This is a genomic window from Sphingopyxis sp., assembly GCF_035944815.1.
Classification (GTDB): domain Bacteria; phylum Pseudomonadota; class Alphaproteobacteria; order Sphingomonadales; family Sphingomonadaceae; genus Sphingopyxis.
The window spans coordinates 243,142-256,795 of record NZ_DASZAU010000009.1 but is presented as its reverse complement, the minus strand read 5'-3'; the positions used below and the strand labels follow the sequence as shown (position 1 = coordinate 256,795).

The following is a 13,654-nucleotide window of genomic DNA, read 5'->3' as shown; positions in this document are numbered from 1 at the left end:
GCGCCCGACACAAAGACCTGTTCAGGATAAATTTGACAAATCAGAAAATTCTGAAAATGACATATGCCATCTTCGCGGCAACGCGGCCCAATGCCGCCGGGCGGCGAACAGCGGAGCGACACATTGACTGAAACCGACACCAACGATTCCCGAAAACCATCCCCCGCGGGAGCCCGGTTTCGCTGGATGTTAGCGCTGCTGGTCCTTGTTGCGGCACTCGCGCTTGCCTGGCTTGGAAACCGCCTGCCCGGCGTTGCGCCCGAAACTGCGCCGGCCACCGAATTTTCCGCCGCAAGGGCGATGAAGGACGTGCGCGCGATCGCCACCGACCCGCATCCGATCGGATCGGCGGAGATAGAGGTCACACGCCAATATCTTCTGTCACGCATGGCGGCTCTCGGCCTCGATCCGCAGCTCCGCGACCAGACGGTCGTCGTGACGCGCCGCAATTCGGCCGATACAGCGATCGGCGGACGTCTGCGCAACATCGTCGGCATCCTGAAAGGCAGCGATCCGACATTGCCCGCGGTGCTGTTGATGGCGCACTATGATACCGCGCCGCTCTCACCCGGTGCGGGCGACGATACCGCGGGCGTCGCGGTCGCGCTCGAAGTCGCGCGCGCGCTGGGGGCGGGTGCCCCGCTCCGCCGGTCGGTCATCTTCCTCATGACCGACGGCGAAGAAGTCGGGCTTTTGGGCGCCAATGCCTTTTTCGAAAGCGACCCTCTGCGCGGACTCGTGGGGCCGATTCTCAACCTCGAAGCGCGCGGAGACAGCGGGCGGACGCTGATGTTCCAGACCAGCGGCAACAATCGTCCGCTTGTCGAGGCCTATCGTCGCAGCGTTACGACCCCTGCGTCGGACTCGCTGATGGTGACGATCTACAAACAGATGCCGAACGACACCGATCTGACCGCGGCGCTCGAGCGCGGTCATGCCGGCATGAACTTCGCCTTTGTCGGTCATCAGATGGCCTATCATACGCCGCTTTCGACCGCGGCGAGCCTCAATCAGGGCAGCATCCAGCATATGGGCGGCCAGATATTGCCGCTCGTGCGGGATTTCGCACAGGCAAAGGATATGGGGCGCGGCGCCGGCGACATGGTGTTCGCCGATCTCTTCGGCCAATATTTCCTGGCCTATCCGGTCGCGTTCGGCTGGGCGCTGGCTGTCATCGTGATCGGGGCGATATTCGCCCTGACCGCGGCAGCGCTTGCACGCCGCTCGGCGAATTGGCGCGACGTGGCGAGGGGTGCCGGCGCGGCCATCGCGTTGCCGCTCTGCATCGCGGCCGCCCTGATGCTGGTGCAGCGTCTCGTCGCGCTGTTGCTCGGCGATATCGCATCGCCCTATGCGGTCACGGGCCAGTTCGCATGGATGCTTGGCGCGACCCTGCTGCTTGGCCTCGGCACCGGAGCGCTGGTGATCGACGCCGCCGTCCGCGGACGGCGCTGGCGGTTGGCACTTTGCGTCGTCACAGCATCTATGCTCGCTGCCTTCCTCGGCGATTTCAGCCTCGTCGCGCTGCTGATCGGCGTTGCGGCGGGATTCATTCTTGGCGTCAGCACGGGCCGCCCGGCGGCCCTTCCCGGCTGGCTGGCGGGCGCCGCATCCGTGCTCGGCGTCGCAGCGCTGGCGCTCCAGCTATGGCTTCCCATGGGGGCGCATGCGCTCATCTGGCCCCTCGCGCTGTTGTTGCCCGTTCTCGCATCGCTCCTGTTCGCGGCCGGTCGCATCGATCGCCCCGCGATCCTGATCGCGCTCGCGCTGCCTGTCGTGCTGCTGGCCGGGCTCATGGCGCGGACCGGCTATGATCTGTTCGTGATGATCGGAGTGACGGCCCCGGCAATCATCGCGCCTTTCCTGATGCTGGCGGTGCTCGCACTCGCCCCGCTCCTGTGGCCCTTGCGGGCATTGGCGCGCGTGGGGACGCTCCTTGCCATCGCGGGCCTCGTCCTCGCTACGGTCGCCGGGATCGTGGGCCGGACGCCGTCGGCCGCGAGCCCCGAGCTTGTCGAGGCGTTCCGGATCGCCGACGTCGACACCGACAATGCCCGATGGGCCAGCGGCAAACCGGACAAGAGCGGATGGGTCCGAGCGACGCTGGCGCAGGACGGCGACAAGCCCCGGCCCGGGTCGATCGTTCCCTTCGCCAAAGGCGATTATTGGGTCGCGAGGGCAAAGCCCCTGCCCGTCGCCGCGCCACGCCTCGAGGTCACTGCGACCGGACAGGGACGCGCTCGGCTCATCGATATCCGCGCCGCAAACGCCAATGCCGGGCGATATATGCGGATCCATTTCAAGCCATCGGTCGATCTCACCGGACTGCAACTGGCGGGCAAGCCGGTAACCGACACCCTGAAAGCGGGTGAATGGTCGCAGGTCATTTTCCATGCGAGCGGCGGCGAAGAGGTCCGCCTGACGCTGCGCGCCGACCGCCCGGGACAGATCGAGGTCCGGATGGCCGAAGTTCGGGGCGGCGACCCCATCAAAGATTCCCCGATCCCGCTTCCCCCGCACGTCGTCCCGTACCGGCGGTCGGGCGACACCATGATCGTCACGCGCCGTTTGGCGAGTTGGTGACGTATCGGAGCCGGTGAGAAGAGTCGGCCCGGATGGCATGGGCGCCACCCGGGCCAGCCGGTAATCAGAACGCAGCGGTCACGCTTGCGACGACAGCGGCATCGGCGATCGATCCGCTCCCGTCGCCACCCTTGCTAAAATTGGGTTGCAGGCGGGCGGCCTCGGCCTTGCCGATGTCGGTGTCGACATAGGAAATGTTCAGCGTGAGGTTGCGCCAGGTCGCATCCATGCCCAGCGCCCAATCCCAATAGCGGCCGGTCGGCGCAACGCTGGTGCCATTGGGGCCAAGGCCTGGATTGCCATCCGAATAGCCGACGTGCGCCTTTGCCGTCAGCGGCGTTCCGCCGATCGCGAAGGCGCCATCGCCCCAGAGGTAGAGATTGTCTTCCTTCTGCCCGCGGCTATCGGGAGCAGCCGAGACGTTCGCCAGCGCATATTGCTTGGGCGCATAAGCAACCCCGGCAGTGAGGGTCGCGGGGCCGGTCGTGCCGGTCAGCTTGACATAAGGCTCGGCGAAATCCGATTCATCGGCGCCACCGGGATACATGTACCAGACCATGCCGACGTCCAGCGTCGCATTTTCGGCGATCGACGCCTTGTAACCGCCGATCAGGTCGAGTTCCATATTCGCACCGCCGAACGTACCCCATCCCGACAGGTTGGAAGCCCAGACACCGGCGTAGAGACCGCTTTCGTGCGCGAGGGTCAGGCCGCCCTGCACTGCCATTTCCTTGTCGGACTGCGAAACCCCGCGAAAGCGATAGTCGGACGCGAGCGTCGCCGAACCCGACAGGGTGACGGCCTGCTTGTCTTCTTGCTGCGCCGAAGCGGCGACCGGGAACAGGCCGGCGGCAAGCGCGGCGGCGGCGATCAGATTTTTCATATTGGCCTCTTGAACATGCCCCGGCCGGAATGGCGGGAACGGGTGAGGCGGCCCGACTAGATCAGCGGCGCGTTGGAAATCGAGAGCGGGAAACAGGGGATTTCATAGTGTTTTCATTATGCCCGGCCGCGAGCGCCCAAGGGGATATCAGACATCGCGATCGGGCCGGACCGTCACCGCGAGGTCGGGCGGCGGCATTCGGCGCCAGCGCTCGGAGACCTCGACAATCTCCCACAGTGCAGGCCCGGCAAAGAGCAGCGCGCTGCCCGCACTGCCGCAGAGGAAGACGATCGCCGCGAGCAGCAGCATGAACGACGTCGGTTCGCGCGCCGGCACTCCCAGCGCCATCTGGTGCAGGCGGACGGCAACCGCGCCGCCCGATCCGAGCAAGACCATGCCTCCGCCACGCAGCCCAAGACTGGCCGACAGGCTTTGATGCCATTTCTTCATCCGAACCTCCAAAAGAGGTCGTTCAATTACGCAGGACGACATATGATTTCGAGATCGGGAAGCGGCCGCGCGCATTGAGATTGCATAGGATCGAAATCGGCCGCTTAGCCGAGCCTTTCGATAGCGAAGGCAGCGAGCGCGACCGCGCCGCACATATAGACCGTCAACAGCAGCGGCCCCTGTGCACCCAACCAGTCGATAATGCGGTCGTGCAGGCGCGCCGGGGCGGCGGGGTGGCAATCGATATCGCGTCTGGTCATGCCCCGATCTAGGCAATTGCCCCGTTTGAAATCGAGAGGGGCAGAACGCTATTCGCGTATAAAATCCATATGATCGGCGCGTGGCCTCAGCGGGACGGGACAGTTTCTTCGGCTACCGGCTCGCTATCGAGCCTGAGCCGGTATCCGATGCCGAGCTCGTTGCAGATGATCTGCGGTTGCTGGGGGTCGCTCTCCAGCTTCTGGCGCAGCGTGCGGATCAGCACGCGCAGATATTCGACATGATGTTCATGCTCGTGCGGCCAGACTTCGGCCATGATCTGGTTGTGCGTGATGACGCGCCCGGGAAAGCGCGCGAGCTGTGCCAGCACCGCATATTCCTTTGGCGTCAGATGCACTTCCTTGCCGCCCTTGGTCACCGTGCGCGCGATGAGGTCGAGTTTGACGTCGCCGACCATGAGGCCGAGATTGCCGCCATCGCGGGTCAGGCGATTGCGGAGCGCGACGCGGACCCGCGCAAGCAGCTCATCGGTATCGAAAGGCTTGGTCAGATAGTCGTCGGCGCCAAGGTCGAGCGCCGCCACTTTCTCCTCGGTCGCGTCGCGTGCCGATACGATGATGAGCGTCGTATCGGACTGCTTCTTGATGAGCTGGACCAGTTCCAGCCCGTCGCGATCGGGAAGGCCGAGGTCGAGCAGCGTGATGTCGGGCCGCTCGTCGCGCAGCCGATCGGTCGCTTCGCGCGCATTCTCGGCCTCGACGATCGCATAATCGGCGCGCTCCAGCGCCGCACGGATCAGGCGGCGGATGTGAAGCTCGTCGTCGACGACCAGAATCTTGTGGCGCACTTTCATAGATTGTCCTTGTCGGCGGGATGCGTGATGATCAGCGCATCGGGAATGCGGATGGTGAAGCAGGCGCCGTGCGGATCGGCATTGTTGCCCGCCTCGACCGACAGGCCCATCGCCTCGGCAAAGCCCTTCACGATCGCGAGGCCGAGACCGGTGCCGTGCTTGGCGCGGTCGCTCCCCTCCAGCCGGGTGAAGGTTTCGAAGACGCGCTTCTCGTTGCCCGGCGCGATGCCCGGCCCCTCGTCGATCACCGAAAGCTCGATCGCGTCGCTCATGCGCCGCGCGCGGATGGTGATCGGCGTATCGGGGTCGGCATAGCGTCCCGCATTATCGAGCAGGTTGATCAGGCAATGGTGGAGCAGCACGGGGTCGACACGGACGAGCGGGATGTTGGGGGAAATATCGACCTTCACCTCGTGCCCCGCCAGCGAACCGCGCGTATCGTGCGCGGCGCTTGCGGCGGCGTCGAACAGGTCGGTCGCCTCGACCTTCATCGGCAGCGCCCCGGCCTCGACGCGCACCATGTCGAGGAGGTTCGAGACGAAGCGGTTGAGCCGCCGCGCCTCGGCCTCGATCGTCCCCGCGAGTTCGGCCGACGGATGCCGCTGCATTTCCTGCGCCGCCGACAGGATCGTCGTGAGCGGGGTGCGCAGGTCGTGGCTGACCGACGACAGCAGCGCCGAGCGCAACCGGTCGCGTTCGTCGACCTGCCGCGTCCTCAAATTATCCTCTTCGAGTTCCATGCGGTCGAGCGCGATCGACGCCTGGTCGAGCAGGCTCATCAACAGCGGCACCTGATCCGAGCGGACGGGCTCGCGCGCATCGTCGCGCGTCAGCCCGAGCACGCCGAGCACGCCGCGCGTCGTGCGCAGGGGGTGGAAGAGCCAGTCGGAGGCGGTGAGCGTCGCCGACCCGCGCCCCGCGGGCTGTTCATTGTCCATCGCCCATTGCGCCGCGGCGCGTTCGATCTGCTCCAGCCGGTCCTCGGGCGGTACAGCGGCACGCAGCATCGGACCGTCGGCCGACGGCAGGAGCAGCACTGTCCGTACGTCGAGCAGACGGCCGACCTCGGCACAGATCGCCTGCATCAACACATCCTGATCGGGCGCGGCGGTGAGCTGGCGCGAGAAGCTGGCGAGCGCCGCATTCTGGCGCGCGCTCGACTGCGCGAGATCGGCCTGCGCCCGCACGCGCGCGGCAAACTGGCTCGTCACGATCGCCACGCCCAGCAGCACGAGGATGCTGATGACATTCTCGGGGTTGTTGACGGTCAGCGTACCGGTCGGCGGCAGGAAGAAGAAATTATAGGCGAGACTGGAAGCCAGTCCCGCAAACAAGCCGGCGCGCAGGCCGAAGGTCGCTGCGGCGAACATGACCGGCACGAGATAGAGCAGCGAGATATTGCCGAGATCGATCACCTCGATCAGCAGGCGCCCGAGCGCCGTCATCAGCACCACCATCGCGAGCGACCAGATATAGTCCGAGGTCTTGCCCCAACGGCCTGGGAGAGCAGTCGCGGGCCGCTGCGCGGCCTTCGCTTCAGGTTCGCCGGGCAGGACATGGACCGCGACATCGTCGATCGTCCGCACCAGCTGGTCGACAACCGAGCCATGGCGCATTTCGAACCACCAGGGCCGCGCCGACTTGCCGATCACGATCTGTGTCGCGCGCGCGTCGCGCGCGAAAGCCTGCAAGCCTTCGACCACGCTAGCCGCAGGCACGGTCGCGGTCGAAGCGCCAAGGCGCGAGGCGAGCGCGAGCGTGTCGGCGAGTTGCTTGCGATCGTCGTCGGTCAGCGACTGGCTGCGCCGGGTCTCGATATAGACCGCGGTCCACGGTGCCTTGAGCGCGTCGGCAAGCCGCTTCCCCGCACGGACGAGTTCGGCCGCGACCGGAAGCTCGCTGACCGCGACGACGATCCGTTCGCCGACCGCAAAGCTTCCCGCAAGCGCATGGCTGCGCACATGGTCGAGCATCTGCGCATCGACCGCCTGCGCCGCGCGGCGCAGCGCCAGCTCGCGCAGCGCAGTCAGGTTCGATTTCGAAAAAAAATGGCCGAGCGCGCGCGTCGCTTCCTGCGGGATATAGACCTTGCCGTCGCGCAGCCGCTCGATCAGTTCGTCGGGCGGAATGTCGACGACCTCGATCTCGGCATTTTCCAGGATAACGTCCGGAACTGTCTCGCGCACGCGAACGCGGGTAAACGACGCAACGACGTCGTTGAGGCTTTCGACATGCTGGATGTTGAGCGTCGAATAGACGTCGATGCCGGCACCCAGCAATTCCTCGACGTCCTGATAGCGCTTGGGATGGCGGCTGCCGGGCGCATTGGTGTGCGCGAGTTCGTCGACGAGGACGAGCTGCGGACGCCTTTCGAGGATCGCGTCGATGTCCATCTCGCCGAGGCTGTGCCCCTGATGGTCGACCTCGCGCCGCGCGACGATCTCATGACCCTCGATGAGCGCCTCGGTCTCGCGCCGGCCGTGCGTTTCGACCACGCCGATCACGACATCGACCCCGGCCTCGCGCCGATGGCGTCCGTCGGTCAGCATTTCCCATGTCTTGCCGACGCCGGGCGCGGCGCCAAGGAAGACTTTGAGACGGCCGCGGCCTTCCTGCGCCGCCTGACGCAGGAAGGCCTCTGGTGATGGTCTATCGCTTTCTGTCACGCAGCAGGTTTAGCGCCAAAAGCATCGAGTCGTCGATTGAGCTCGAACACGTTGACGCGCGGTTCGCCGAGGAAGCCGAAAAGCGGCTTTTCGACGCTCTGCTCGACCAGTCCGCGCACTGCAGCCGGATCGAGCCCGCGGACACGCGCCACGCGATCGACCTGGTAAAGCGCCGCCTCGGGCGTGATATCGGGGTCGAGACCGGAAGCCGACGCGGTGACGAGGTCGGCGGGGATCGCCTTGCCCGGTTCGGCCGCCTTCAGCTTTTCGACGTCGCCCTTGACACGATCGACGAGCACCTGCGACGTCGGGCCGAGGTTCGAACCCGACGAGGCGAGCCCGTTGTAACCGTCTCCCGCGGCCGACGGGCGCGTGTTGAAATAGCGCTCGCTGGTGAAAGCCTGTCCCGCAAGCGTCGAGCCGACGACCTTGCCATTTTCGCGAACGAGGCTGCCGTTCGCTTGGGCCGGGAAGAACGCCTGCCCCACGCCGGTCAGCGCAAGCGGATAGCCTATTCCCAGCAGCACGGCGAAGAGCAGTGTCATGACGAACGCCGGACGCAGCGAGCTGATAATATCCTTGTTCATTACCGGTCTCCTTAGACCAGACCCAGGCCGCCAACGGCCAGGTCGATAAGCTTGATCCCGATGAAGGGCGCGACGAGACCCCCGAGCCCGTAGACCGCAAGGTTGCGTGCGAGCAAAGGCCCTGCGCCCATCGGACGATAGGTCACGCCCTTGAGCGCGAGCGGCACGAGCATCGGGATGATCAATGCGTTGAAGATGATCGCCGAGAGAATCGCGCTTTCCGGGCTGCTCAAACCCATGACGTTGAGCACGCCGAGCCCCGGGTAGAGCGCGATGAACATCGCCGGGATGATCGCGAAATATTTGGCGACGTCGTTCGCAACCGAAAAGGTCGTGAGCGCCCCGCGCGTCATCAGCAATTGTTTGCCGAGCCCCACGACTTCGATCAGCTTCGTCGGATCGCTGTCGAGGTCGACCATATTGCCCGCCTCGCGCGCCGCCTGCGTGCCGGTGTTCATCGCGACGCCGACGTCGGCCTGCGCGAGCGCCGGCGCGTCGTTGGTGCCGTCGCCGCACATCGCGACCAGACGCCCGCCCGCCTGTTCCTTGCGGATCAGCTCGAGCTTGTCTTCGGGCGTCGCCTGCGCGAGGAAATCGTCGACGCCCGCTTCGGCAGCGATTGCCGAGGCCGTGAGCGGATTGTCGCCGGTGATCATCACCGTGCGGATGCCCATCGCGCGCAGCTCGCCGAAACGTTCGCGGATGCCGGCCTTGACGATATCCTTGAGGAAGATCGCACCGAGCAGCTGGCCGTCCTTCGCGACCGCCAGCGGCGTACCGCCGGCGCGCGCGATTTCGTCGGTGATCCGGCGCAATTCGGTTGCGGCGGCGGTGGTACCGGCGCCGGGATTGGCCTTCAGAACCGAATCGACCGCCCCCTTCTGGATCACGCTGTCGCCGATCTTGATCCCCGAAATGCGCGTTTGTGCTGTGAACGGGATGATTTCGGCACCTTGCGGCAGTTCACTTGCCGTCTGTCCGAATTTCTCGCGCGCAAGCGCGACGATCGAGCGGCCTTCGGGCGTTTCGTCGGCAAGGCTGGCAAGCAGCGCAGCTTCGGACAAAACGGCCATCGACTGACCGCCGACCGGGCGGAATTCGGTCGCCTGACGGTCCCCGATCGTGATCGTGCCCGTCTTGTCGAGCAGCAGCACGTCGACGTCGCCTGCAGCTTCGACCGCACGGCCCGACTTGGCGAGCACGTTGAAGCGCACGAGACGGTCCATGCCGGCGATACCGATTGCCGACAGCAAGGCGGCAATCGTCGTCGGGATGAGCGTGATCAGCAGCGCCGCGAGGATTGCGACGGGAATGCTGCCGCCCGCATAAGAGGCAAAGCCGGGAATGGTTCCGACCGCGATCAGGAAGATGATCGTCAGGCCGACAAGCAACAGGGTCAGCGCGATTTCGTTCGGAGTCTTCTGCCGCTCGGCGCCTTCGACGAGCGCGATCATCCGGTCGAGGAAGCCCTGCCCCGGATTGACCGTCACCTGCACGCGGATTTCGTCCGAGATGACGCGCGTGCCGGCGGTCACGGCCGAACGATCGCCGCCCGCCTCGCGGATCACGGGGGCGCTTTCGCCGGTGATCGCGGCTTCGTTGACCGACGCGACGCCCGCGACGACTTCACCGTCGGAAGGGATGAGGTCGCCGGTTTCGACGAGCACGATATCGCCGACACGGAGCGCGCTGGCGGGCACGCTTTCATAAGCTTTGCCTCCATCCTTCACCCGCTTGGCGGTCAGTTCCGCCTTCGTTGCGCGTAGCGATGCCGCCTGCGCCTTGCCGCGGCCTTCCGCCAGCGCCTCGGCGAAGGTGCCGAAGAGCACCGTCAGCCAGAGCCAGATTACGAGTTGCAGCTTGAAGCCGGTCGCAAGGCCGTCGTGGCCGACGACGAGGAGCACCGTCAGCAAGGTCGCGACGACCGCGGTGGTGAACATCACCGGGTTGCGGATCAGTTCCTTCGGGTTGAGCTTGCGGAAGGCATCGCCGATCGCCGGAACGATCAGCTCTGCCGTGAACAGGGACTTGGTTTCAGACCGAGCCATTGGGATATCCTTAGAAAAGCTGGCCGTTGATCATCGCGAGATGATCGGCGATCGGACCGAGCGCGAGGCTGGGCAGGAAGGTCAGGCCGCCGACGATCAGCACGATGCCGACCAGAAGGCCTGTCCACAGCACCCCGGTGGTGGGGAAGCTGCCCGCCGTTTCGGGCGTATATTTCTTCGCCGCGAGGCTACCCGCGATGGCCAACATGGGGATGATGATGAAGAAGCGGCCAAGCCACATCCCGACGCCCAGCATGAAGTTATAGAAGGGCGTGCCGGCGGTGAGGCCCGCAAAGGCCGATCCGTTGTTCGCGACAGCACTGGTGAAGCCGTAGAGAATTTCGGAAAAACCGTGCGGCCCCTTGTTGAGCGGCCCGGCAAGACCCGCCTCGGTCACCGACGCGATGGCGGTGCCGCCAAGGATGATCAGCGGAAGCACCGCGATCGCGAGCACCGCAAGCTTGACCTCGCGCGCCTCAATCTTCTTGCCGACGTATTCCGGCGTGCGGCCGACCATCAGGCCCGCAACGAACACCGCGAGGATGGCGAACAGCAGGAATCCATAGATGCCCGCCCCGACGCCGCCGATGACGACTTCGCCAAGCTGCATGTTGAACAGCGGGATCATGCCGCCCAATGCGGTGAAGCTGTCGTGCATCGCATTGACCGCGCCGCACGAGGCCGCAGTGGTAACCGCGGCGAAGAGCGACGAGGCCGCGATTCCGAAGCGGACTTCCTTGCCTTCCATATTGCCGCCCGCGACGCCAAGCTGGTGGAAGATCGGATTGCCCGCGGCTTCCTGCCAATAGACGACACTGGTGCCGGCGAGGAAGATGACGAGCATCGCCGCGAGGATCGCCCAGCCCTGACGCTGGTTGCCCACCGCCTTGCCGAAGGTCCAGGTCAGGCCGAAACCGATCGCGAAGATTGACAGCATCTGGACGAGATTGGTGAGCGCGTTCGGATTTTCGAACGGATGCGCCGAATTGGCGTTGAAGAAGCCGCCGCCATTGGTCCCGAGCATCTTGATCGCTTCCTGCGACGCGACCGGGCCGAGCGCCAGCGTCTGCTTGACGCCTTCGAGCGTCGCGACATCGACCGAGCCGGCGAGCGTCTGCGGCACGCCGTTGGCAATCAGGAAGATCGCATAGACGATGCAGATCGGCAGCAGCAGGTAAAGCGTGACGCGCGTGACGTCGGCCCAGAAATTGCCGAGCGTCGCCGCGCTGCGCCGCGCGAAGCCGCGGAAGAAGGCAAAGGCGAGCGCGATGCCCGTCGCCGCCGACAGGAAATTGTGGATCGTCAGGCCGAGCATCTGGCTGAGGTTCGACAGCGTCGCCTCGCCCGAATACCATTGCCAGTTGGTGTTGGTGGTAAAACTGACCGCGGTGTTGAACGCGCCATCGCTACCGACGCCGTCATAGCCGAGCGGATTGAGCGGCAGCACGCCTTGCAGGCGCAGCACCGCATAGGTGAAGAGCAGCAAGGCAACGTTGAAGATCAGCATGTGGACCGCGTAACGGCGCCAGCTCTGCTCCTCGTTCGGGTCGATGCCCGACAGGCGATAGAAACCCGCCTCGACGGGGCCGAAGATGCGGTGCAGTGGCGTGCGCTGGCCGTCGTAGAGCGCGAAGATCCAGCGGCCCATCGGCTTGGTCATCGCCAGCAAGATGCCGACGAAGACGATGATCAGGAGCCATCCCTGAAAGGTCATGGCGCGCCTCCCTTAGAAGCGTTCGGGCCGCGCGAGCACGGCGACGAGATAGAGAAGAAGGCCGAGCGCGGTGAGGCCCGCGAGCCAGAGGTCGAGAGTCATGGTCATCGATCCTTATGCGTCGTCGCACAGCCGCGCGTAGCCGAGGCTCGCGGCGAGGAGAGCGAGGATGATGCCGACCCAGATGAGATCCTGCATGGGTAGTGCTCCGGCAAGGCGCTGGCCACGGGACGCGGCACGAGTCGTCTGCGGGCTTCCAAATAGGTCAGGGGCGAATTTGAATTCGAGACACCGAAAACCGCGATCGCATAGTATTCTCATATGATTTTGCCGATTTCGGCGGAATGGCGCGCGATGGTGCCGGTTCGTCGCACCAGATCGCGCTGGAAGCAGCACGGTCTATAGTGTGTTCCCTCCCCGGTCCGCCTTGCTTCGAGCCGGGAGGATTGCGCACAGCCATTTCGCAGCGCCCCGGGGCCGGAAATAATGAAAATACAATGGTCGACGCGCTCTCTCGATCTCGAATCCCTATGCGCGCCTCAATAGATTGCCGGCATCGGACCCCGATTTCCGGGCTTCGATTTGAGTAGCCAAGGAGCATCTCACCATGTTGTCTGCGATTTCCGCGGAGCCCGACCCATCGAGCCTGACGATCTTTCTCGGCCGCGACGCGGCCGGGCACTGGCTCGTCCAGGGTTGTAACGGACAGCTCGAAGGGCGTTTCATTTCGCGCGAGGCCGCCTGGGCTTTCGCCCGCGCCGAGGCGTGCGGCGTAGCGGGCGCGCGCCTCGTCAGCGCGCTGCATCCCTTGATCCCGAGCGTTTCGTTCGAGCCCTTGCGGGCGGGCGAACCTTCGATGCCGCGTGCCGCTTGAGGAGGATCATGATGCGCTTTTCCCATCTCTCCCCTTCGGCGATCATATGGATGTCGCCGGTCTCCTTCGGCGCCGTCGCGCGACCCGAAAGCCTTGGCGAGCGGGCCGAAAAGGATCGACGCTGGCCCGCCATGTTGCGCAAGCTCAAGGGCCTGCGCAAACTCGGCCGCCGCAGCATCCGTATCGTCGACGCCGATTGCGGCGCGGGCGATCTGTTGATCCACGCGGCGCAGCGCGCCCGCGAACTGGGTTTCGTGGCGGTCGAGGGCCGCGGCGTCGACGCCGATCCCCAACTCGTCAACGCGGCGAAAAAAACCGCTGCTCGCCAGCCCGACGCGGCGATCGGCCTCGTCTTCGAACTGGGCGATCAGCGCGAGGCGATGCGCGAGGAAGCCCAATTCCCGGCCGACCTGCTGCTCTGCTCGTCGTCCGAAAGCGAAGCGCGCGATTTTGCCAGGATCGCCCGCGCCGCGGGCGATACCGTGCTGTGCGCCCGGACCGGAGGACGAAACCCATGACCGTTCGCGACCTTCGCTGGCGCATTGCCGGCGCGACCTTGCTCATCATGGGCTATTTCGTCGTCGATGCAGCCACAAAAGCCGCGGGCGGCGCCGACATGTTCGGCCTGCTCGGCCTTCTAGTGGCCGCCGGCGGCCTCCTGCTCCTTATCGGCGGCAAACGCGTCGCGCTTGCGCTCAAGGTCGAGCGAAGTCGCCATCGCGAGCTCCCGGGTGCAATCCGCGTCGCGCGGCAGGCCCGCCAGCGCGATCTCTGATT

General features: G+C 65.3%; 13 protein-coding genes. 4 read left to right on the top strand and 9 right to left on the bottom strand.

The features are described 5' to 3' along the window. Window positions 1-186 precede the first annotated feature (186 nt). Window positions 187-2,583: a M28 family peptidase gene (locus VGU00_RS12100; protein ID WP_327468800.1), complete on the top strand. Its 2,397-nt coding sequence runs from the start codon at window positions 187-189 to the stop codon at window positions 2,581-2,583. A 64-nt stretch (window positions 2,584-2,647) separates the two neighbouring features. On the opposite strand, the gene VGU00_RS12095 is transcribed toward VGU00_RS12100, so the two are convergent. The 9 genes from VGU00_RS12095 to VGU00_RS12055 all read right to left on the bottom strand — a co-directional run bounded on the left by VGU00_RS12095 (window position 2,648) and on the right by VGU00_RS12055 (window position 12,105). Continuing rightward, window positions 2,648-3,466, bottom strand: coding sequence for a TorF family putative porin (locus VGU00_RS12095; protein WP_327468798.1), 819 nt, complete (start codon window positions 3,464-3,466; stop codon window positions 2,648-2,650). Between the two features lie 147 nt (window positions 3,467-3,613). Beyond that, a complete protein-coding gene (locus VGU00_RS12090) occupies window positions 3,614-3,916 on the bottom strand; it encodes a hypothetical protein (RefSeq protein WP_327468796.1) in 303 nt (100 codons plus the stop codon). A gap of 104 nt (window positions 3,917-4,020) precedes the next feature. Then, on the bottom strand, window positions 4,021-4,176 hold the full coding sequence (locus VGU00_RS12085) for a hypothetical protein (RefSeq protein ID WP_327468795.1): 156 nt from the start codon (window positions 4,174-4,176) through the stop codon (window positions 4,021-4,023). Between the two features lie 86 nt (window positions 4,177-4,262). Then, entirely contained in the window at window positions 4,263-4,988 is a 726-nt protein-coding gene (locus VGU00_RS12080) for a response regulator transcription factor (protein ID WP_327468793.1), read from the bottom strand. Further along, window positions 4,985-7,654, bottom strand: a complete 2,670-nt coding sequence (locus tag VGU00_RS12075) for a sensor histidine kinase KdpD (protein ID WP_327468791.1) — start codon at window positions 7,652-7,654, stop codon at window positions 4,985-4,987. The genes VGU00_RS12080 and VGU00_RS12075 overlap by 4 nt, the downstream gene beginning before the upstream one ends. Beyond that, window positions 7,651-8,241 carry a potassium-transporting ATPase subunit KdpC gene (kdpC, locus tag VGU00_RS12070; RefSeq protein WP_327468789.1) on the bottom strand — a complete coding sequence of 197 codons (591 nt, stop codon included), beginning with the start codon at window positions 8,239-8,241 and terminating at the stop codon, window positions 7,651-7,653. Before kdpC ends, VGU00_RS12075 begins: the two co-directional genes overlap by 4 nt. An 11-nt stretch (window positions 8,242-8,252) precedes the next feature. After that, entirely contained in the window at window positions 8,253-10,289 is a 2,037-nt protein-coding gene (gene kdpB / locus VGU00_RS12065; RefSeq protein WP_327468787.1) for a potassium-transporting ATPase subunit KdpB, read from the bottom strand. A gap of 10 nt (window positions 10,290-10,299) precedes the next feature. Next, window positions 10,300-12,003 (bottom strand): potassium-transporting ATPase subunit KdpA, encoded by a 1,704-nt coding sequence (kdpA, locus tag VGU00_RS12060; protein WP_327468785.1) that lies wholly within the window; start codon window positions 12,001-12,003, stop codon window positions 10,300-10,302. A gap of 12 nt (window positions 12,004-12,015) precedes the next feature. Continuing rightward, window positions 12,016-12,105: a potassium-transporting ATPase subunit F gene (locus tag VGU00_RS12055; RefSeq protein ID WP_327468783.1), complete on the bottom strand. Its 90-nt coding sequence runs from the start codon at window positions 12,103-12,105 to the stop codon at window positions 12,016-12,018. Window positions 12,106-12,610: 505 nt separating this feature from the next. Here VGU00_RS12055 and VGU00_RS12050 point away from each other — a divergent pair. From VGU00_RS12050 to VGU00_RS12040, 3 genes are read left to right on the top strand one after another with little or no spacing between them, the layout of a single operon-like run. Then, the gene (locus VGU00_RS12050) at window positions 12,611-12,877 is read left to right on the top strand and encodes a hypothetical protein (RefSeq protein ID WP_327468781.1); all 267 of its coding nucleotides are present in this window, start codon (window positions 12,611-12,613) and stop codon (window positions 12,875-12,877) included. Between the two features lie 8 nt (window positions 12,878-12,885). Further along, window positions 12,886-13,395, top strand: a complete 510-nt coding sequence (locus VGU00_RS12045) for an SAM-dependent methyltransferase (RefSeq protein ID WP_327468779.1) — start codon at window positions 12,886-12,888, stop codon at window positions 13,393-13,395. After that, window positions 13,392-13,652 (top strand): hypothetical protein, encoded by a 261-nt coding sequence (locus tag VGU00_RS12040; RefSeq protein ID WP_327468777.1) that lies wholly within the window; start codon window positions 13,392-13,394, stop codon window positions 13,650-13,652. Before VGU00_RS12045 ends, VGU00_RS12040 begins: the two co-directional genes overlap by 4 nt. The last annotated feature ends 2 nt before the right edge of the window (window positions 13,653-13,654 follow it).

What these genes read in the sequence shown, in the direction of transcription:
- VGU00_RS12100 (WP_327468800.1), top strand. Translation starts at nt 187, where the DNA reads ATGTTAGCGCTGCTGGTCCTTGTTGCGGCACTCGCGCTTGCCTGGCTT.
- VGU00_RS12095 (WP_327468798.1), bottom strand. Translation starts at nt 3,466, where the DNA reads ATGAAAAATCTGATCGCCGCCGCCGCGCTTGCCGCCGGCCTGTTCCCG.
- VGU00_RS12090 (WP_327468796.1), bottom strand. Translation starts at nt 3,916, where the DNA reads ATGAAGAAATGGCATCAAAGCCTGTCGGCCAGTCTTGGGCTGCGTGGC.
- VGU00_RS12085 (WP_327468795.1), bottom strand. Translation starts at nt 4,176, where the DNA reads ATGACCAGACGCGATATCGATTGCCACCCCGCCGCCCCGGCGCGCCTG.
- VGU00_RS12080 (WP_327468793.1), bottom strand. Translation starts at nt 4,988, where the DNA reads ATGAAAGTGCGCCACAAGATTCTGGTCGTCGACGACGAGCTTCACATC.
- kdpC (WP_327468789.1), bottom strand. Translation starts at nt 8,241, where the DNA reads ATGAACAAGGATATTATCAGCTCGCTGCGTCCGGCGTTCGTCATGACA.
- kdpB (WP_327468787.1), bottom strand. Translation starts at nt 10,289, where the DNA reads ATGGCTCGGTCTGAAACCAAGTCCCTGTTCACGGCAGAGCTGATCGTT.
- kdpA (WP_327468785.1), bottom strand. Translation starts at nt 12,003, where the DNA reads ATGACCTTTCAGGGATGGCTCCTGATCATCGTCTTCGTCGGCATCTTG.
- VGU00_RS12055 (WP_327468783.1), bottom strand. Translation starts at nt 12,105, where the DNA reads ATGACTCTCGACCTCTGGCTCGCGGGCCTCACCGCGCTCGGCCTTCTT.
- VGU00_RS12050 (WP_327468781.1), top strand. Translation starts at nt 12,611, where the DNA reads ATGTTGTCTGCGATTTCCGCGGAGCCCGACCCATCGAGCCTGACGATC.
- VGU00_RS12045 (WP_327468779.1), top strand. Translation starts at nt 12,886, where the DNA reads ATGATGCGCTTTTCCCATCTCTCCCCTTCGGCGATCATATGGATGTCG.
- VGU00_RS12040 (WP_327468777.1), top strand. Translation starts at nt 13,392, where the DNA reads ATGACCGTTCGCGACCTTCGCTGGCGCATTGCCGGCGCGACCTTGCTC.